The 19,220-nt window shown below is 70.9% G+C and carries 19 protein-coding genes; 8 read left to right on the forward strand and 11 right to left on the reverse strand.

Translation table 11 applies throughout. The features are described 5' to 3' along the window. Positions 1-6 precede the first annotated feature (6 nt). A complete protein-coding gene (locus ACIBBA_RS20475) occupies positions 7-624 on the forward strand; it encodes a DUF4126 domain-containing protein (protein WP_396699307.1) in 618 nt (205 codons plus the stop codon). Positions 625-734: 110 nt separating this feature from the next. On the opposite strand, the gene ACIBBA_RS20480 is transcribed toward ACIBBA_RS20475, so the two are convergent. Further along, positions 735-1,325 (reverse strand): hypothetical protein, encoded by a 591-nt coding sequence (locus tag ACIBBA_RS20480; RefSeq protein WP_396699309.1) that lies wholly within the window; start codon positions 1,323-1,325, stop codon positions 735-737. A gap of 648 nt (positions 1,326-1,973) precedes the next feature. On the opposite strand from ACIBBA_RS20480, the gene ACIBBA_RS20485 reads away from it, so the two are divergent. Then, positions 1,974-2,960 (forward strand): polysaccharide deacetylase family protein, encoded by a 987-nt coding sequence (locus tag ACIBBA_RS20485; RefSeq protein WP_396699311.1) that lies wholly within the window; start codon positions 1,974-1,976, stop codon positions 2,958-2,960. A 90-nt stretch (positions 2,961-3,050) separates the two neighbouring features. Next, complete coding sequence (locus ACIBBA_RS20490; protein ID WP_396699313.1) at positions 3,051-3,347, forward strand: DUF1540 domain-containing protein; 297 nt, start codon at positions 3,051-3,053, stop codon at positions 3,345-3,347. 32 nt (positions 3,348-3,379) lie between these two features. Here the strand turns inward: ACIBBA_RS20490 and ACIBBA_RS20495 are convergent, their stop codons facing one another. Next, a complete protein-coding gene (locus ACIBBA_RS20495; protein WP_396699315.1) occupies positions 3,380-5,386 on the reverse strand; it encodes a protein meaA in 2,007 nt (668 codons plus the stop codon). Between the two features lie 150 nt (positions 5,387-5,536). Here ACIBBA_RS20495 and ACIBBA_RS20500 point away from each other — a divergent pair, with 150 nt between their 5' ends. After that, the gene (locus ACIBBA_RS20500) at positions 5,537-6,385 is read left to right on the forward strand and encodes an ABC transporter ATP-binding protein (protein WP_396699317.1); all 849 of its coding nucleotides are present in this window, start codon (positions 5,537-5,539) and stop codon (positions 6,383-6,385) included. After that, the gene (locus tag ACIBBA_RS20505; protein ID WP_357051752.1) at positions 6,382-7,227 is read left to right on the forward strand and encodes an ABC transporter permease; all 846 of its coding nucleotides are present in this window, start codon (positions 6,382-6,384) and stop codon (positions 7,225-7,227) included. Before ACIBBA_RS20500 ends, ACIBBA_RS20505 begins: the two co-directional genes overlap by 4 nt. Positions 7,228-7,269: 42 nt before the next feature. Here the strand turns inward: ACIBBA_RS20505 and ACIBBA_RS20510 are convergent, their stop codons facing one another. Further along, a complete protein-coding gene (locus ACIBBA_RS20510) occupies positions 7,270-8,223 on the reverse strand; it encodes a helix-turn-helix domain-containing protein (protein WP_396699320.1) in 954 nt (317 codons plus the stop codon). 57 nt (positions 8,224-8,280) lie between these two features. Here ACIBBA_RS20510 and ACIBBA_RS20515 point away from each other — a divergent pair, with 57 nt between their 5' ends. Beyond that, entirely contained in the window at positions 8,281-9,477 is a 1,197-nt protein-coding gene (locus ACIBBA_RS20515) for an MFS transporter (protein WP_396699322.1), read from the forward strand. Positions 9,478-9,550: 73 nt separating this feature from the next. Here the strand turns inward: ACIBBA_RS20515 and ACIBBA_RS20520 are convergent, their stop codons facing one another. Both ACIBBA_RS20520 and murA read right to left on the reverse strand, forming a co-directional pair. Continuing rightward, positions 9,551-10,399, reverse strand: coding sequence for a 3-hydroxyacyl-CoA dehydrogenase family protein (locus ACIBBA_RS20520; RefSeq protein ID WP_396699324.1), 849 nt, complete (start codon positions 10,397-10,399; stop codon positions 9,551-9,553). 79 nt (positions 10,400-10,478) lie between these two features. Next, positions 10,479-11,921 carry a UDP-N-acetylglucosamine 1-carboxyvinyltransferase gene (gene murA / locus ACIBBA_RS20525; protein WP_350871826.1) on the reverse strand — a complete coding sequence of 481 codons (1,443 nt, stop codon included), beginning with the start codon at positions 11,919-11,921 and terminating at the stop codon, positions 10,479-10,481. On the opposite strand from murA, the gene ACIBBA_RS20530 reads away from it, so the two are divergent. Further along, complete coding sequence (locus ACIBBA_RS20530) at positions 11,920-12,492, forward strand: cob(I)yrinic acid a,c-diamide adenosyltransferase (protein ID WP_350871824.1); 573 nt, start codon at positions 11,920-11,922, stop codon at positions 12,490-12,492. The genes murA and ACIBBA_RS20530 overlap by 2 nt on opposite strands. Beyond that, a complete protein-coding gene (locus ACIBBA_RS20535; RefSeq protein ID WP_396699327.1) occupies positions 12,468-12,881 on the forward strand; it encodes a VOC family protein in 414 nt (137 codons plus the stop codon). The genes ACIBBA_RS20530 and ACIBBA_RS20535 overlap by 25 nt, the downstream gene beginning before the upstream one ends. A 109-nt stretch (positions 12,882-12,990) precedes the next feature. On the opposite strand, the gene ACIBBA_RS20540 is transcribed toward ACIBBA_RS20535, so the two are convergent. The 6 genes from ACIBBA_RS20540 to atpA form a co-directional block, all read right to left on the reverse strand. Continuing rightward, a complete protein-coding gene (locus ACIBBA_RS20540; protein ID WP_350871820.1) occupies positions 12,991-13,446 on the reverse strand; it encodes a DUF2550 domain-containing protein in 456 nt (151 codons plus the stop codon). A 12-nt stretch (positions 13,447-13,458) separates the two neighbouring features. Beyond that, entirely contained in the window at positions 13,459-13,743 is a 285-nt protein-coding gene (locus ACIBBA_RS20545) for a F0F1 ATP synthase subunit epsilon (RefSeq protein WP_350871818.1), read from the reverse strand. A 90-nt stretch (positions 13,744-13,833) separates the two neighbouring features. Further along, positions 13,834-14,976 (reverse strand): LCP family protein, encoded by a 1,143-nt coding sequence (locus tag ACIBBA_RS20550; RefSeq protein WP_396699329.1) that lies wholly within the window; start codon positions 14,974-14,976, stop codon positions 13,834-13,836. Between the two features lie 206 nt (positions 14,977-15,182). Further along, positions 15,183-16,619 (reverse strand): F0F1 ATP synthase subunit beta, encoded by a 1,437-nt coding sequence (gene atpD / locus ACIBBA_RS20555; RefSeq protein WP_350871814.1) that lies wholly within the window; start codon positions 16,617-16,619, stop codon positions 15,183-15,185. After that, positions 16,619-17,548 carry a F0F1 ATP synthase subunit gamma gene (locus ACIBBA_RS20560; protein WP_396699332.1) on the reverse strand — a complete coding sequence of 310 codons (930 nt, stop codon included), beginning with the start codon at positions 17,546-17,548 and terminating at the stop codon, positions 16,619-16,621. Before ACIBBA_RS20560 ends, atpD begins: the two co-directional genes overlap by 1 nt. Positions 17,549-17,552: 4 nt before the next feature. Beyond that, entirely contained in the window at positions 17,553-19,205 is a 1,653-nt protein-coding gene (gene atpA, locus ACIBBA_RS20565; RefSeq protein WP_396699334.1) for a F0F1 ATP synthase subunit alpha, read from the reverse strand. Positions 19,206-19,220 lie beyond the last annotated feature (15 nt).

Genomic DNA, 19,220 nt, shown 5'->3' on the forward strand with positions numbered 1-19,220 from the left:
GAGACCGTGCTCGAACTCCTCACCGGAACCGGCCTCGCCGCCTCGGCGGGACTGAACGCCTACATCCCGCTGCTCATCATGGGTCTGCTCGCCCGGTACACCGATCTGGTCGACCTGCCGGGCGGCTGGTCCTGGCTCGGGAACGGCTGGGTCATCGCCATCCTGGCGGTGCTGCTCGCCGTCGAGGTGGTCGCCGACAAGGTGCCGGTGGTCGACCACGTCAACGACGTGGTGCAGACCGTGGTCCGGCCGACCGCGGGAGGCCTGGCCTTCGGCGCGGGCTCGACCGCGGAGACGGTCACGGTGAGCGACCCGGGCAGCTTCTTCTCCTCGCACCAGTGGGTGCCGGTGGCGACCGGCGTGCTCATCGCCTTCGGCGTGCACCTGCTCAAGTCGGCAGCCCGGCCGGTCATCAACGCGACCACCGCCGGGGTCGGCGCCCCGGTGGCCAGCACCGCCGAGGACGCGACCAGCGCGCTGATGTCGGTCGTCGCGATCCTGCTGCCGGTGCTGGTGCTGCTCTTCCTGGCCGGACTGGTGGTCTTCGTCTTCTGGTTCCGGCGCCGCCGGGGCGACCGCCGCCGGGAACGGCAGGCGGCCCGGGCTGCCGGTTTCCGCGTCTGACTCGGACGGCCGCCGTCGACCCGTCGCCTGGTCGGCCACGACACGCGAAGACGCCGCTGGCCGGCACCCCGGGTGGGGTGCCGGCCAGCGATCAGATCGCTTTGCGGTTGTCAGCTGTTCCAGTACTGCGCGACCAGGTCAGCGGCCTGCTGCTCCCACTGGGCGTAGGCGTCCGGGTAGGCCGACACCTGCACCGTCTGCGCGGCCTCGGTCAGCGGCATGTCCTGCCAACCATCAACCTGCTTCAGACCCTTCTGGAACGCCATCGTCGAGTACTCAGGATCCGTGATCTGCTCCGGCGTACCCCAACCACTGGACGGGCGCTGCTGGAACAGACCCAGCGAATCATGGTCGTTCATGTCGCCGAGGTGGCCCAGGTTCTCCAGCTTCGACTCCTGCAGCGACGTGGCGATCGAGATGACCGCGGCCCGCTCGTCCAGACCCGACTTCTTCGTCGCCGCGATGATCGCCTTCACATTCTTGGTCTGCTCGTCGTTCAGGTCGATGTGGGACTGCTCGCCCTGCACGCCGTGCGGGATCAGCTTGGCCTTGTCCACACCCGGCTTGTCGACCTGCAGCACCGCGACGGGCTTGCTGTCGACCGGCTGCGCGTCGTGCGCCGCGATCGGACCACCGATCACACCACCGGCGAAAGCCAGACCAGCAAGACCGATAACACTCTTACGCATGATCGTGTTCATCGGGAAAGCTCCAATTCGGGGGTAGACACCCACACCACCGACGGGGGTCGGGGTTCACGCGCGGGTGTGAAGCACCTCGACAGGGCGCTCATGAATCAAAGGGGGAAAAGTCTTCCGGCCGGGCCACACCAGCAGGGCGGCTCATCGGCCATCCGGCGTGCGAGGCCGGGGGGCCTCACGGTGCCGGGTCCAGATGTAACGACCGGGGGCCCGCCATCATTCCGGGGGGCCGGGCCACCGGCCGGGACCAGATGTAACGACCGGCAGCCCGCCATCATTCCGGGGGGCCGGGCCCGCGCCGCCGACCGGCTGACGGGGCTGCTACCTCGGCCGTCGCGGATATTCAACGACGCCCGGCCACCCATCATTCCGGCCCCCGGATGCCCCCGGTCACACCGCAGACGTGCGCAATCCGCCCAGGTCACACCGGATGGCACAGCGACCCGCGCCGCGGAACCGGACAGTCACCCCAGACGTGTCGCCCGCCGACTCGGCCAAGAGCCAGACTTGCTCGATCTTCTCGGGTTCAAGGAGGTCGGCGTATCCCGGCGACCCGGACACCCCGACATTCATCGGACCCGGGTCGGATCGGGGCCGGCGCGGACATCGGGGCCACCACGGGACGGGCGGCGCTGCGATCATCTCCCGGTGCCCGTGAAGAAACTCCGCGTTCCGCTCACCGCGATGCTGGCCGCTCTGGCCGGCGTGGCGGCCCTGCTGACCGGCCCACTCCCCCGCCACGAGCCGGTGAACGCAAGCCTGGCCCGACTGCCCGGCACCGACCGGGCCGAACACGGCGCACCCGGCACGGGTTACCTCCCGGACGGCCCGGGCCCGACCGGGACAGTTGGGGCGGGCGGCCCGGGTACGCCGGCGTCACCCGAGCCGGCCACCGCCTCGCCGCCGGCAGCCGGGGCGAGCTTCGGAGCACCGCCCGGCGCGACCCGACCCGGCATCCGGCCGCCCGTGGTCGACCACGGGCCGCGTACCGGCAACAAGGTGGCACTCACCTTCGACGCCGACATGACCGACGCGATGCGGCGGCAACTGCGCAGCGGCGCGGTGCGGTCGTACGCGAACCTGGCGATCATCGACCTGCTGGAGCGGGAGCAGGTGCCCGCGACGTTCTTTCTCACCGGCAAGTGGGTCGAGCAGTACCCGCAGGTGACCCGGCGATTGGCCGGCAACCCGCGCTTCGAACTGGCCAACCACACCTACGGACACCTGGCCTTCACCCCGGACTGCTATCAACTGCCCCGGATCCGGGAGCGGGAGATGACCGCCGACGTGGCCCGGACGTTCGACGTGATCGCGCCGTACGGGGGCCGGCAGACCCGGTACTTCCGCTTCCCCGGCCTCTGCCACGACCGCACCGCACTGGCCGCCCTGGCACCACTCGGCGTCACCGTGGTGGACGGCGACGTGGTGAGCGGCGACCCGTTCGCGACCTCGTGGCGGCCACTCGTCCGGGCGGTCCTGTCGCAGGCGCGTCCCGGTTCGGTGATCATCATGCACGTCACCGAGGCGAACGCGCCGATGACCGACGAGGCGCTGCCGCACATCCTGGCCGGCCTGGCCGAGCGGGGGCTGCAACCGGCGCCGCTCTCCGAGGTGCTCGCCGACCCGCTGCGGTGACGGCGGTCGGGCAGCCCGGCGGGGCGGGCGATCCACAGCCAGCGGCCTGGCAAAAGCCTAAAATTTAGGCAAAAGCCCGAGGAGGCCGGCATGACCACAGCGATGCAGATGCCCCGCGTCGAGGAGTGCGTCGTAGCGGCGTGCGCGTACAACCAGACCGGCGACTGGCACGCCTTCGCCATCACCATCGGCAGCGCCGACCACGCGCACTGCCACACCTTCGTGGAGCTGCCGGTGCGCGCGGGTGTGGCCGACCTGATCGCCCAGGTCGGAGCCTGCCAGCGGGCCGACTGCCGGCACAACGCGCAGTTGGAGTGCCGGGCTCCGGCGATCCGGGTCGGCCCGGACAACGACCTCGCCGACTGCATGACCTACGACGAGCGCTGACCCCGGCGCGGGCCGGTGCGATCTCGGTCGGCTCAGGCCAGGCCGTTGGCCTCGCGGATCACCGTGACCAGCTCGTCGATGATGCCGGTGAGGGCGAAGTCCTTCGGGGTGAAGACCCGGGCCACGCCGGCGGCGCGGAGCTGGTCGGCGTCCCCGGCCGGGATGATGCCGCCGACCACCACCGGCAGGTCGCTCCGGCCGGCGGCGCGCAGCCCGTCCAGCACCGCCGGCACCGCCGCCAGGTGCGAACCGGAGAGCACGGAGAGCCCGACCAGGTCGACGTCCTCCTCGACGGCGGCCGCGACGATCTGCCCGGCGGTCAGCCGGATGCCCTGATAAACCACCTCGAAGCCGGCGTCCCGGGCCCGCACCGCGATCTGCTCGGCGCCGTTGGAGTGCCCGTCCAGGCCAGGCTTGCCGACCAGCAACCGCAGCCGGCCGCTGCCCAGCTCCCGGGCGGTGGCGGTGACCCGGTCCCGCACGTCGACGAGCCCCGCGTCGGCGCCGGCGCCGGCACCCCCGGTCAGCCCGGTAGGCGCCCGGTACTCGCCGAAGATCTGGCGCAGCGCGCCCGCCCACTCGCCGGTGGTCACCCCGGCCCGTACACATTCCAGCGTCGCCGGCATCAGGTTCGCGCTGGTCGCCGCGTCGGCGCGGAGCCGGGCCAGCGCCGCGTCGACCGCCGCGCCGTCGCGCCCGGCCCGCCACCGGCGTACGCCGTCCGAGGCGGCGGCCTCCACCGCCGGGTCCACCTGCTCGACCGCCTCCGCGCCGGCCGCGGTCAGCGGTGACTCCTCGGTCTCGGTGAACCGGTTGACCCCGACCACCACGTCCGAGCCGGCCTCCATCCGGCGCCGCCGGTCGGCCAGCGAGGCGACCAACGCGCTCTTCAGGTAGCCGGTCTCCACCGCGGCGACCACGCCGCCCATCTCCAGCACCGCGTCCAGCTCGGTCCGGGCCCCGGTGACGATCTCGTCCACCAGCGCGGTCATCACGTGTGAGCCGGCGAAGAGGTCGGGGTATTCGAGCAGGTCCGACTCGTACGCGAGCACCTGCTGCATCCGCAGCGACCACTGCTGGTCCCAGGGCCGGGGCAGGCCGAGCGCCTCGTTCCAGGCGGGCAGTTGCACCGCGCGGGCCCGGGCGTCGCGGGAGAGGGTGACCCCGAGCATCTCCAGCACGATGCGCTGGATGTTGTTCTCCGGCTGGGCCTCGGTCAGCCCCAGCGAGTTGACCTGCACCCCGTAGCGGAACCGGCGCTGCTTGGACTCGGTCACGCCGTACCGGTCCCGGGTGATCTCGTCCCAGAGCGCGCCGAAGGCGCGCATCTTGGCGATCTCCTCGACGAAGCGCACCCCGGCGTTGACGAAGAACGAGATCCGCTGCACCACCTCGCCCATTCGCTCGGCGGGCACCTGGCCGGAGTCGCGGACCGTGTCGAGCACGGCGACCGCGGTGGCCAGCGCGAAGCCGACCTCCTGCACCGGGGTCGCGCCCGCCTCCTGCAGGTGGTACGAGCAAATGTTGACCGGGTTCCACCGCGGCATCTCGCGCAGCGTGTAGGCGATGACGTCGGCGGTCAGCCGCAGCGACGCCGCCGGCGGAAAGATGTGCGTCCCCCGGGACAGGTACTCCTTGATGATGTCGTTCTGGGTCGTCCCGGCGAAGCGGGTCGGCTCGGCGCCCTGTTCCTGGCCGACCGTGGCGTAGAGGGCGAGAAGCCACATCGCCGGCGCGTTGATGGTCATCGAGGTGTTCATCTCGCCGAGCGGGATGCCGTCGAAGAGGGCCCGCATGTCGCCGAGATGGGCGACCGGCACACCGACCCGGCCCACCTCGCCGGCGGCCAGCTCGTGGTCCGGGTCGTACCCGGTCTGGGTGGGCAGATCGAAGGCGACCGACAGGCCGGTCTGCCCCTTGGCGAGATTGCGACGGAAGAGGGCGTTGGTCGCGGCGGCCGAGCTGTGCCCGGCGTAGGTGCGCATCACCCAGGGGCGGTCGCGCTCCGGCAGCCGCCCCGGGAGGGCCTTCTCGTCCATGGCCGGAGTCTAAGTTACCGTTCAGTCACCTGGGCTGTGGAAAACCACACAGGTCCATGGAGGGGACGTCCGGGCGCGAAGGGCGCGACATGGCGGCGACCACCACACCCCGCCCAGCTCACCGCCGTGGTCAGGCCGCACACTTGACCCATGGATGACGAGCTCGCGATCTCGGTGCGAGGGCTGCGCAAGGCGTACGGCGACAACGTCGCGGTGGCCGGCCTGGACCTCGACGTCCGTCGCGGTGAGGTGTTCGCCCTGCTCGGCCCGAACGGCGCAGGCAAGACCACCACGGTGGAGATCCTGGAGGGTTATCGCCGCCGGGACGCCGGCGAGGTCACCGTGCTGGGCAGCGATCCGGCGGCGCCGGCTGCCGACTGGCGGTCCCGGGTGGGCATCGTGCTCCAGGGCACCGGCGAGTTCGACGAGCTGACCGTCGCCGAGGTGGTCCGGCACTTCGCCGGCTTCTATCCCGACGCCGACGACCCGGACAAGGTGATCGAGCGCGTCGGGCTGGCGGCCAAGGCCCGGGCCCGTACGCACACCCTCTCCGGCGGGCAGAAGCGCCGCCTCGACGTGGCGCTGGGCATCGTCGGCCGGCCCGAACTGCTCTTCCTGGACGAGCCGACCACCGGCTTCGACCCGGAGGCGCGCCGGGAGTTCTGGGAGCTGATCCGCGACCTGGCCGCCGCCGGCACCACCATCGTGCTCACCACCCACTACCTCGACGAGGCGGAGGCGCTGGCCGACCGGGTCGGCGTGATCGCCGGTGGCCGGCTGGTCGAGGTGGCCGCGCCGGACCAGCTCGGCAACCGTCGGGAGGCGCTGGCGACCGTCTCCTGGCGTACCCCGGAGGGTGCGGTGCAGAGCACGCAGAGCGCGACGCCGACGGCGCTGGTGGCGGAGCTGGCCGCGCGCCACGGCGGCGAGGTGCCCGGGCTGACCGTGACCCGGCCGACCCTGGAAGACATCTATCTCACGATGATCGGACACCGATGACCACCACCACGAAGCCGGCGGCTCCGGTCGCCGCCAGCCCGGGCCGGCGGCCCGGTCCGGTCGCTCTCGGGCTGCGGCAGGGCCGGCTGGAGATCACCCAGTTCCTGCGCAGCCGGGAATCCGTCGTCTTCACGATGGGCTTCCCGGTCATCATGATCCTGATCTTCGCGGCGATCTTCAGCGACGAGATCGCCCCCGGGGTCAGCTACACGCAGTACTTCATCACCGGCATGATCGCCACCGGCCTGATGACGGTGAGCTTCCAGAACCTCGGCATCTGGATCCCGATCGAGCGGGATCGCGGGGTGTTGAAGCGCTACCGGGGCACGCCGATGCCGAAGTGGGTCTACTTCGCCGGCAAGGTGCTCATGGTGGTGGCGATCGGCGTCGCGGAGACGCTGCTGCTGCTCGCCGTCTCGGTGGCGTTCTTCGACCTGGACCTGCCGGGCAGCTCCGGGCGGTGGCTCACCTTCGGCTGGGTCTCCCTGCTCGGGGTGACGGCCTGCACGCTCTGCGGCATCGCCATCTCCTCGCTGGCCCGCACCGCGCGCAGCGGCTCCGCGGTGGTCACCCCGGTCGCGTTGGTGCTCCAGTTCATCTCCGGGGTGTTCTTCGTCTTCACCGAGCTGCCGAGCTGGATGCAGCAGGTGGCCGCGCTCTTCCCACTCAAGTGGATGTGCCAGGGGCTGCGCTCGGTCTTCCTGCCGGAGAGCTTCGGCGGCCAGGAGCCCGGCGGCTCGTTCGAGCTGGGCCGGGTCGCCCTGGTCCTCGGCGCCTGGTGCGTGATCGGCCTGGTGCTCTGCCTGACCACGTTCCGCTGGACCACCAAGCGGGACGGCTGATCCACCGCAGCGGTTCCGGCGCCGCCGGTCGAGCCTCCCCGCTCACCCGCCGGCGGCGAGCGCGGCACCGAGCGGCGTACGCCAGTAGAGCACCTCGCGCCCGGACCGCCGTTTGCTGACGGCGCCCGCGTCGAGCAGCACCCGCAGGTGGTCACTCACCGTCCCGAGGGACAGCCCGGTCACCACCACCAGTTGCGAGGTGCTCAGCGGCGCGTCCAGCCGGGCCAGGATGTTGGCCCGGTTCGCGCCGATCAGCCGGGCGAGCCCGTCGGGCGCCGGTGAGACGGGATCCACCAGGATGCCGCGCACCGGATAGACCATCCCGAACCGGGCGGGCAGGTCCCACACCACCCAGCCGCGCCGGCAGTGCGCCGGCAGAAAGACCAGCTGCTCGGCCCGCTCCAGCGACAGGGGCGGCTCCGGATAGTCGTTGATCTGGAGCCGACCGTCGCCCAGCCAGCGCATGTCGCGGTTGAGGCCGGCGACCACCCCCGCCCAGCCGCCCGTGCTCAACGCGCTGGTGCGGGCGACGATGTCCGCCCGCAACCGGCGTTCCCGCTCCGGCCACTCCGGCTCGACGGTGTGCGTCCAGACCCAGTCGAGCAGCTCCACCACCTGACCGGTGAGGCCGGCCGCCAGCAGCTCGGTGGCGAGCGGATCCGGGCGGGTGGCCCGCAGGTCGGCCCGGATCTCGTCGTCGGACAACCGGCCGACGGCCGACAACTCGGCCGGGAAGGTCGGTTCCGGCTGGGCGGGCGCGATGGTGAAGAAGTCGGCGATCCAGCGGGGATTGAACGACGCGGACAGCACCGCGCGGGCCACCGGCCGGGCGGCCAGCATCCCCCGGAACGCCTCGGCGTGCGGCCCTGCCCAGGCCCGCTGCCAGGGCGTACGCGGGTTGTACAGCGCGCGCAGCGCGGCGACCGTCTCGACCATGGGCGAGACCGTGAAGCGGCTGCGCGCGAGCAGATCCGACGGCACCTGCCAGACGCCCATGTTTCGCCTCCAGACGTAACTCTAGGAGACGCGCCCGGCACCCCGGACGATCGTCCCGTGAGGACGTACGCAGACCTGTTCGCCGCCCGCGAGTTCCGCAACCTGTTCCTGGCCAACTGCGCGGGGATCGCCGCGCACACCACCTCGGCGCTGGCGCTGGGCGCGTTGACCTACGCGTCGACCGGCTCGGCGCTGCTCACCGCCCTGAGCATGTTCGGCGCACCGCTGGCCGGCGTGCTCGGCAGCCTGACACTGCTGTCGGCCGCGGACAGCCTGCCGCCCCGCCGGGCGCTGACCCTCACCGCGCTGCTGGTCGCCGCCGGGGCGGCGGTGCAGGCGATACCCGGGCTGCCGCTGTGGGCCCGCTTCGCGATCATCTTCGTCAGCGCGTACCTCGGCTCGATCACCGGTGGGGCCCGGTGGGCGCTGCTCACCGACATCGTCCCCGCCAACGCCTACGTACTGGCCCGGGCCACCATGAACACGAGCGTCGGGGTGATGCAGATCGCCGGGTTCGGGTTGGCCGGCGCCCTGCTCGTCTGGCTGAGCCCGTACCAGGTGTTCCTGCTCGCCGCTGCGCTGCGGGCGGTGTCCGCCGCGGTGGGCTGGTTCGGGCTGGCCGAACGCCCGGTCCGGGTCACCGAGCGGACGACGATCACGCGCACCCTCCGGGTGAACCGGGAGCTGTGGGCACACCCGGGCCGTCGGTCGCTGCTGTTGAACCTCTGGGTGCCCAACGGTCTGATCGTCGGGTGCGAGGCGCTCTTCGTGCCGTACGCCGGCGACCGCGCCGGCTTCCTCTTCGCCGCCGCCGCCCTCGGCATGCTGACCGGGGACGTGGTGGTCGGGCGGTTCCTGACCGCGACCCGCCGGGAGCGGTGGATTCCCGGCCTGCGGTTGCTGCTCGCCGTCCCCTACCTGGTGTTCCTGCTGTCGCCACCGCTACCGGTGGCCATGCTCGTCGCGCTGGTCGCCTCGGTCGGCTTCGCCGCCGCGCTGCCGCTGCAGGAGCGGCTGATCGCCCACTCGCCACCGGAGGCCCGAGGTCAGGTGCTCGGCCTGCACCAGAACGGCATGATGGCCGGGCAGGCGGTGTGCGCCGCGCTCGCCGGCACGGTCGCGGACCTGGTCCCGACGTACTGGGCCGTCGCGCTGCTGGCCGGGGCATCGCTGGCCGCCACCGTCGCGCTCACCTCGGGGCTGCGGCGGACCACCCCCGAACCCGTCCCGGCGATACCGGCACCGTCGGCCTGAGCACGGCGCCGGGCGCCGGCGACCACCCGCCCCACCCGGGGCGAGCGCCGCCGGCGCCGCCGGCGATGTCGGCTCAGTACGTGTAGAAGCCCTTGCCGGTCTTGCGGCCGAGGTCGCCCGCGGTCGCCATCCGCTGGAGCAGCTCCGGCGGGAAGAACTTCTCGTCCGCCGTGTCGGTGTAGATGTTCTTCGCCGCGTGCAGCAGCACGTCGACCCCGGTCAGGTCGGTGGTGGCCAGCGGGCCCATGGCGTGGCCGAAGCCGAGCCGGCAGGCGGTGTCCAGGTCCTCGGCCGACACCACGCCGGACTCGACCAGCTTGACCGCCTCGACCACCAGCGCGGCGATCAGCCGGGTGGTGACGAACCCGGCGATGTCCCGGTTGACCACCACCACCGTCTTGCCGATCTCCTCGGCGAACGCCTTGGCGGTGGCCAGCGTGGCGTCGCTGGTCTTGTAGCCCCGGACCAGCTCGCAGAGCTGCATCATCGGCACCGGCGAGAAGAAGTGAGTGCCGACCACGGACTCGGGGCGCTCGGTCACCGCGGCGATCTGGGTCACCGGGATGGCCGACGTGTTGGTCGCGAGGATCGCGTCTGACTTGCAGATCTTGTCCAGCGCCCGGAACACCTCGTGCTTGATCTCCAACCGTTCGAAGACCGCCTCCACCACGATGTCCGCGTCAGCGGCGGCCTCCAGATCGGTGGTCGGGGTGATCCGGCCCAGCACCGTCTCGACCTCGGAAGCCTCGATCTTGCCCTTCTCGGCGAACTTCTCCAGCGACTTCCGGATGCCGGCGACGCCCCGGCCGGTGGCCGTGTCATCCAGGTCCCGCAGCGTCACCTGCCAGCCCGCCTGCGCCGCCACCTGGGCGATCCCGGAGCCCATCAGCCCCGCCCCGACGACTGCGAGTCGACCCGCCATCTGCTTCTCCCTCGCCTGATTGAGTGTCTGCCAGCACCCTAGTCGGCGAGCCTGAACGACCGCTAAGCCGTCTCCGAGGTCAGATGGTCAGCTCGGGCTCCTCCGGGGCGGTGCCGCGCTCGACCTCCACGCCCAGCGCCCGCAGATCGGCGACGAAGTCCGGGTAGCCGCGGTCGACGTGGTGCACGTGCGAGACCTCGGTGACCCCGTCCGCGCAGAGGCCCGCGATGATCAGCCCCGCTCCGGCCCGGATGTCGGTGGCCCGCACCGGCGCCCCGGAGAGGCTGTCCCGGCCCCGTACCACCGCGTGGTGCCCGTCGGTCTTGATGTCGGCGCCGAGGCGCATCATCTCGTTGGCGAACATGAACCGGCCGTCGAAGATGTTCTCCGTGATCAGCGACGCGCCGTCGCTCACCGCGGCCAGCCCGATCGCCATCGGCAGCAGGTCGGTGGCGAAGCCGGGGAACGGAAGGGTCACCACGTCCACCGCGACCGGCCGCTCGTCCATCCGGATCCGGAAGGCGTCCCCCCGGGTCTCCACCAGCCCGCCGGCGGCGACCAGCTTGTCCAGCGCGACCTCCAGGAAAGCCGGGTCGGCCCCGGTCACCGTCACGTCGCCCCGGGTCATCGCCGCGCCGAACGCCCAGGTGCCGGCGACGATCCGGTCCCCCACCGTGGCGTGCCGCACCGGCCGCAGCGCGGGCACCCCCTCGATGTGCAGGGTGGACGTGCCGGCGCCGGAGATCTGCGCGCCCATCTGCTGGAGCATCGTGCAGATGTCCACGATCTCCGGTTCCCGGGCCGCGTTGTCGATCACCGTGGCGCCGCGCGCCAGCACCGCCGCCATCACCAGGTTCTCGGTGGCACCCACGCTCGGGAAGTCCAGCATGATCTCGGCGCCGTGCAGGCCGTGCGGCGCGGAGGCGATGACGAAGCCGTGCTCGCCGGAGATCTCGGCGCCCATCCGGGTCAGACCGGAGATGTGCATGTCCAGGCCGCGCGAGCCGATGGCGTCGCCGCCCGGGTGGGCCACCCGCACGTACCCCCGACGGGCCAGCAGCGGGCCGAGCACACAGATCGAGGCCCGCAGCCGGCGGACCAGGTCGTAGTCGGCGTCCGCGCCCGGTTGCTCGGGCACGTCGATGGAGACCGACCGGGAACGGGCCACCCCGCCCCGGGCCACCATCGGGTCCACCGGGTCGTCCGCGTCGAACCGGACGTCACAGCCGAGCCGGCGCAGTACCTCGCCCATGATCGCGATGTCGGTGATCCGGGGGACGTTGGTGATCACGCTGCGTCCGGGCGCGAGCAGCGCGGCGGCCATCAGCTTCAAAGCCGAGTTCTTGGCCCCGACGACGTGCACCGTGCCGGCCAGCCGGGCGCCGCCGGCGACCCGGATGACGTCGATGTCGTTGACCGCGGTATCACCGGCGTCACCCGGACCGACCGTTGCCGGCCAGCCGGCGACGGCATCCGGCCGCGCCGGGATGGTCAGGTCCGGTATCCGTAGGCTGTGCGTCATGGCCGTCCACCTCACGCGCATCTACACCAAGGCCGGCGATGCCGGCATGACAAGGCTGAGCAACAACGAGCAGGTGCCGAAGACCGATCCACGGATCGCCGCGTACGCCGACGTCGACGAGTGCAACGCGGCGATCGGCGTCGCGCTCGCCCTGGGGCAGCTCGACGACGAGCTGCGGGTGGTCCTCGGGTCGATCCAGAACGACATGTTCGACGTGGGCGCCGACCTGTCCACGCCCGTCGAACCGGAGCCGAAGTATCCGCCGCTGCGCGTCACCGAGGAGTACGTCGAGCGCCTCGAGGGCTGGTGCGACGAGTACAACGCGCGCCTGAGCAAGCTCGACTCCTTCATCCTCCCCGGCGGCACCGCGGGTGCGGCACTGCTGCACGTGGCGCGGACCACCGCCCGGCGTGCCGAGCGTGCGGCATGGGCGCTGGTCAGCCACGACCCGGAGCGGACCAGCACTCTCCCGGCAAAGTATCTCAACCGACTCTCTGATCTGCTCTTTATCCTGGCAAGAACGGCAAATCCGGCCGGAGATGTGCTATGGGTCCCGGGCGGGACGCGCTGACGGTCGGCGCGCTGCACCACGTCGAGCTCTGGATCCCCGACCTGGCCGCCGCCACACGCAGTTGGGGCTGGCTCCTCGGCGAGCTGGGCTGGACGCCGTTCCAGGAGTGGCCGGCCGGGCGGTCCTGGCGGCTCGGCCCGACGTACCTGGTGCTGGAGCAGTCGCCGGCGATGCGGGACAGGCGGCACGACCGGCTCGCGCCGGGGCTCAACCACCTCGCCTTCCACGCAGGCCCGCCGGCCGCCGTGGACCGGCTGGTCGAGGCGGCCCCGGGGTACGGCTGGACGCTGCTCTTCCCGGACCGGCACCCGCACGCCGGAGGCCCGCAGACCTACGCCGGCTACCTCAGCGACGGTCAGGGCTACGAGGTGGAGCTGGTCGCCGGGTGATCCCGGGACCAGCGTCGGCTCGGTGCTCGGTGTTCAGTGCTCGTTGCCGTCCAGCGCGCCGCGCCGGCCGCACGCCCCTCGGGCGGGCGGTTCGGCGGGGCCGGGCGGCTCAGGCCGCCGGCCAGTCCTGGGAGGCCAGACGCGGCGAGACCGCCCCGGGTGGGGCGGCCTCGAGCCAGGAGAGGAAGCCGGTGACCGTGGATCGCGCCATGGCGATCTCCACCGGTGCGTGGTGACTGGTACAGCGGAGGATCACCCAGTCGGCCGGCATGGAGAGCCGTTCCTGCCCCTCGGGCAGCCGCCGTCGCTCGACCGCCAACCCCTTGCGGGAGAGCACCCGCTTGGGCCGCAGCGCGAAGCTGAACATCCGGTACCAGCGAAGCTCGTCGCCGGCGAACCGGCCGAAGCCGGGCGACCAGCCCCGGCCGTCGAGCATCGTGGAGACCCGGACGCTGAGCCGGATGATGCCACCGCTACGGGTGACCAGGGCTCGCCGGACGAAGAGGAACAGGATCGCGCCGAGAAGGACAGCGAAGCCGATTCCGATCCCTTCGACGATCTCCATCGACGGTGGGGCTCAGCGACTCTGCGCGGAGTCGACCGGGGTGGCGCTCTCGGCGAGGACGGTGACACCCTCGGCGCTCACCGAAAGGAAGCCACCGGCCACCTCGTAGGAGACCTGCTGACCGCCGGCGAGCTTGATCCGGACCTGACCGGGCTCGGCGAGCTGGCCGAGCAGAGGCGCGTGCCCGGGCAGCACGCCCAGCTCACCCTCGGTCGTCCGGGCAACCACCATCTCGGCGTCGCCGGACCAGACCTTCTCCTCGACGGCTACCAGCTCGACGTGAAGCTGCTGTGCCACGCTGTCTCCTTGCTGCGGCGGCGGATTGGGCAAAGTCTAGTCCGGCCGCCGCGGCGTCCCCAACGCGGGTGGCGAGAGCTGGGCCACGACTCACTTGGTCTTGTTCTGAAACTCCGGGTGCTCCAGCAGGAACGGGTCGAGCTGCTCGTTGTGCAGGGCGGTGAAGAAGTCGTCCACACCGGCTTGGAACTGCTCACCCTTGTACTTCTTGCCCTCGTAGACCCCACCGCCGGGCAGCTTGACCATCTGGATGGTGTTGGGGCGGATGTTCTTCAGCGCGATGGCGAAGTCGACCACGCTGCTCCCCCGACCGTTGAAGATCAGCGACTGGCCGGCGGCGCGGAGCACCCGGTCCAGCTTGATCGGGTTGGTCACCACGTCCGCGCTGAACGCCTGGCCCACCATCGCCTTGACGAACTGCTGCTGGTGGCGCTGCCGCCCGTAGTCGGCGTCCGGGACGCCGTTCACCGGGTAGCGCTGCCGGACGTAGTCCAGCGCCTGCCAGCCGCTGAGGTGACGGTTGCCCTTCTTGTACACCGCCTGCGGCCCGATGTAGCCCCCACCGCCCGGCTTGCCTTCCCGATGTTTGCCGCTCGGCTCGCGGTGCTCGGACCTCACGTCCCGCTCGATGTACATGTCGACGCCACCCATCGCGTCGACGATCTTCTGGAAACCGGTGAAGTTGATGATGGCGCCGGCGTCGAAGCGCTTGATGCCGGTGACCTTCTGCACGGTCATGGCCAGCAGCTCGAAGCCGCGGGCCGCGTCCGGGTTCTCCCCGGGGACCCGGCTGCCGAAGGCCATCGCGGCGTTCAGCTTGGTGGTCTCGCCACTGAAGTTCGCCTTGCTGAACTTGGGGATGTCGACGACGAGGTCCCGGGGCAGCGAGAAGAGGTAGGCCCGGTCCATCTCGGCGGGCACGTGCAGCACCATGATCGAGTCGGCCAGCGGCGGAGTCTCCGGGTTGCGCGGGTCGATACCGACCAGCAGGATGTTGAGCGGGCCCTTGATGTCGCTCTTGCGCTCCTGGGCACCGGCGGCCTGGTCGCCGAAGAGGTCCGCCTTGCCGACCGCGCCCTCGTAGCGGGCCATCAGCACCTCGGTGCCGACCAGCACCGCGCCGCTGAGCACCATCAGCACGGTGCCGAAGACGGTGCAGATCCGGGCCCACCGCGGCACACCCCGCCAGATGGACTTCCTGCGGCCGTTCTTGCCGGCCTTACCCACGAGCATCTCCGATCGTCACGCCTATAAAGACGGCGCGCGTAGCCGAAACAGTTGCACGAATCAGCGCCCGATCCCGGCGAGCGCGCGTTGAACCGTACCGTGACGGCCACGCCGCTGCCGACCGCGACGAGTCGGGCAGCGGCGATGATAGGTCCCGAAGATGAACAAAAGGCCGCCCCGGCATTGCCGGGGCGGCCTTTTTCCGGGCATGGTCAGCCCTTCATCAGCTCCTGCGCCTTGCGCTCCAGGTCCTCGAGACCGCCGCACATGAAGAACGCCTGCTCGGGGAAGTGATCGTACTCACCCTCGCTGATCTTCCGGAACGCCTCGATGGTCTCCTTGATCGGGACCGTCGAACCCGGCACGCCGGTGAACTGCTCCGCCGCGTAGGTGTTCTGGGACAGGAAGCGCTCGATCCGGCGGGCCCGGCCGACCGTGACCTTGTCCTCCTCGGAGAGCTCCTCGATGCCGAGGATGGCGATGATGTCCTGCAGGTCCTTGTAGCGCTGCAGGATCCGCTTCACCTCGGTGGCCACCTGGAAGTGCTCGGCGCCGACGAACTCCGGGGCGAGGATCCGGGACGAGGACGCCAGCGGGTCCACGGCCGGGTAGATGCCCTTGTCGGAGATCGACCGCTCCAGGTTGGTGGTCGCGTCCAGGTGGGCGAACGTGGTGGCCGGGGCGGGGTCGGTGTAGTCGTCCGCCGGCACGTAGATCGCCTGCATCGAGGTGATGGCCTGGCCCCGGACGGAGGTGATCCGCTCCTGGAGCTCGCCCATCTCGTCGGCCAGGGTCGGCTGGTAACCCACCGCGCTCGGCATCCGGCCGAGCAGGGTGGAGACCTCGGAACCGGCCTGGGTGAAGCGGAAGATGTTGTCGATGAAGAGCAGCACCTCCTGCTTCTTCACGTCGCGGAAGTACTCGGCCATGGTCAGCGCCGAGAGCGCCACCCGCAGCCGGGTGCCCGGCGGCTCGTCCATCTGGCCGTAGACCAGCGCGGTCTTGTCGATGACGCCGGACTCGGTCATCTCGGCGATGAGGTCGTTGCCCTCGCGGGTGCGCTCACCCACGCCGGCGAAGACCGAGGTACCACCGAAGTTGCGGGCCACTCGGGTGATCATCTCCTGGATGAGCACCGTCTTGCCCACGCCCGCGCCGCCGAACAGGCCGATCTTGCCGCCCTTGACGTACGGGGCGAGCAGGTCGATCACCTTGATGCCGGTCTCCAGCATCTCGGTCTTCGGCTCCAGGTCCGCGAAGGCCGGGGCCTTGCGGTGGATACCCCAGTGGTCGTCCGGGGTGAGCGTCTCGCCCTCGGTGAGGTTGAGGACCTCGCCGATCGCGTTGAACACGTGACCCTTGACCGCGTCGCCCACCGGCACGGTGATCGGCGAGCCGGAGTCGCGCACCTCCGCGCCGCGGACGAGGCCGTCCGTCGGCTGCATCGAGATGGCGCGGACCATGTTGTCACCCAGGTGCTGGGCGACCTCCAGGGTCAGCGTCTTCTCACCGCCGGACAGGTTCACGTCGACGTTCAGGGCGTTGAACAGGGCCGGCATGGCGTCGCGCGGGAACTCGGCGTCGACGACCGGGCCGATGACCCGGACCACGCGACCCGTGGCCGTCTTGGTCTCTACTGGGGCAGTCATCACACTTCACTTCCCGACGCGGCAAGCGCGTTCGCGCCGCCGACGATCTCGCTGATCTCCTGGGTGATCCCGGCCTGGCGGGCCGTGTTCATCTCACGCGTGTACTTCTCGATCATCTCTTCGGCGTTGTCGGTGGCGCTCTTCATCGCCCGCCGCCGGGCCGCCGACTCGCTCGCCGCCGACTCGATCAACGCCGCGTAGATCCGCGTGTTGATGTACTTCGGCAGCAGCGCGTCGAGCAGCGCCTCCGCCTCCGGCTCGAACTCGTACGCCGGCAGCAGCCCCTCGGAGCGCGGCCGGTCCTCGACCTGCATCGGACCGATGATCTTGGCGACCGGGGTCTGGGTCATCAGCGAGTGGAACTCGGTGTAGACGATGTGCAGCTCGTCGATGCCGAGCACCCCGTCCACCCCGGAGCCGCCGTCGACGTCGTCCGCACCGGCCGTGAACGCCTTGATCAGCGTCTCGCCCACCGTGCGGGCGTCGGCGAACGCCGGCTGCTCGCTGAACCCGGTCCAGCTCTCCTCGATCGGCCGTTCGCGGAACCGGTAGAACCCGACACCCTTGCGCCCGACGACGTAGAGCACCGGCTCCTTGCCGTCGGCCCGGAGCCGGGCGATCAGCGACTCGGCCGTCTTGATCGCGTTGGAGCTGTAGCCGCCGGCCAGCCCACGGTCGCTGGTGACCAGCAGGACGCCCGCCCGCCGCACCCGCTCGCGCGGAGTGAGCAGCGGGTGGTCGATCCGTGCGTTGGACGCCAGCGCCGTGAGCACACCGGTGATGGCCTGGGCGTACGGCAGGGACGCCTCCACCCGGGCCTGGGCCTTGGCGATCCGGCTCGTCGCCACGAGCTCCATCGCCTTGGTGATCTTCTTCATCGACTTCGCCGAGCGGATTCGTTGACGAAGAACGCGTACCTGGGCCGCCATGGGATCAGCTCTCGGCCGGGCGGTCGGTCGCGCCGTCGCGGAAGCGGGTCACCGTCTCGCGGGTCTCGTCACCCTCCAGCGGCGCGGCCGGCGCGTCGTTGACCCGACGCTCGTCCTCCTTGCCGAGGAAGACCTGCTTGAACTCGGTGATCGCCGCGTCCAGGGAGCCGATGATGTCGTCGTCCCACTGGTTGTCGGCGATCCCGGCCAGCACACCCTCGTGCTTGTGCCGCAGGTACTGGAGGAACTCCGACTCGAAGCGCCGGACCTCACCCACCGGGATGTCGTCCAGCTTGCCCTCGGTGCCGGCCCAGACCGAGACGACCTGCTCCTGCACCGGGTACGGCGAGTAGTTCGACTGCTTGAGCAGCTCGACCAGGCGGGAACCGCGGTCCAGCTGGGCCCGGGAGGCCTTGTCCAGGTCGGAGGCGAAGGCGGCGAACGCCTCCAACTCGCGGTACTGGGCCAGGTTGAGCCGCAGCGAGCCGGCGACCTTCTTCATCGGCTTCACCTGCGCGGCGCCACCGACCCGGGAAACCGAGGTGCCGACGTTGATGGCCGGCCGGACGCCCTGGTTGAACAGGTCGGTCTCGAGGAAGATCTGGCCGTCGGTGATCGAGATGACGTTGGTCGGGATGAAGGCCGAGATGTCGCTGGCCTTCGTCTCGATGATCGGCAGACCGGTCATCGAACCGCCACCCAGCTCGTCGGAGAGCTTCGCGCAGCGCTCCAGCAGGCGGGAGTGCAGGTAGAAGACGTCACCCGGGTAGGCCTCACGGCCCGGCGGGCGGCGCAGCAGCAGCGACACGGCGCGGTACGCCTCGGCCTGCTTGCTCAGGTCGTCGAAGACGATCAGGACGTGCTTGCCGCCGTACATCCAGTGCTGCCCGATGGACGAGCCGGTGTAGGGGGCGATGTACTTGAAGCCGGCCGGGTCCGACGCCGGGGAGGCCACGATGGTGGTGTACTCCATCGCGCCCGCCTCTTCCAGCTGGCCCTTGATCGAGGCGATCGTGGAGGCCTTCTGGCCGATGGCGACGTAGATGCAGCGGACCTGCTTCTTCGGGTCGCCGGAGCGCCAGTTCTCCCGCTGATTGAGGATGGCGTCCAGGGCGACCGTGGTCTTGCCGGTCTTCCGGTCACCGATGATCAGCTGCCGCTGGCCCCGGCCGATCGGCGTCATCGCGTCGATCGCCTTGATGCCGGTCTGCAGCGGCTCGAACACCGACTGCCGGGCCATCACGTTCGGAGCCTGCAGCTCCAGCTCGCGGTAGCCCTCGTCGGCGATGTCGCCGAGGCCGTCGATCGGCTGGCCGAGCGCGTTGACCACGCGGCCGAGGAAGGCGTCGCCGACCGGCACGGAGAGCACCCGGTCGGTGCGCTTGACCCGCTGCCCCTCCTCCAGCTTGGCGGAGTCACCGAGAACGACGACACCGATCTCCCGGACGTCGAGGTTCAGCGCCACGCCGAGCGTGCCGTCCTCGAACTCCAGCAGCTCGTTGGTCTTGGTCGAAGGCAGGCCCTCGACGTGGGCGATGCCGTCGCCGGTGTCGGAGACGGTGCCGACCTCCTCGCGGGAGACGTCGGTCGAGTAGGACGAGACGTAGCGCTCCAGGGCGCTGCGGATCTCGTCCGTCGAGATGGTCAGCTCGGCCATCCTCTGCTTCCTTAA

It is taken from the genome of Micromonospora sp. NPDC051006 (assembly GCF_044456245.1).
Lineage (GTDB): Bacteria > Actinomycetota > Actinomycetes > Mycobacteriales > Micromonosporaceae > Micromonospora.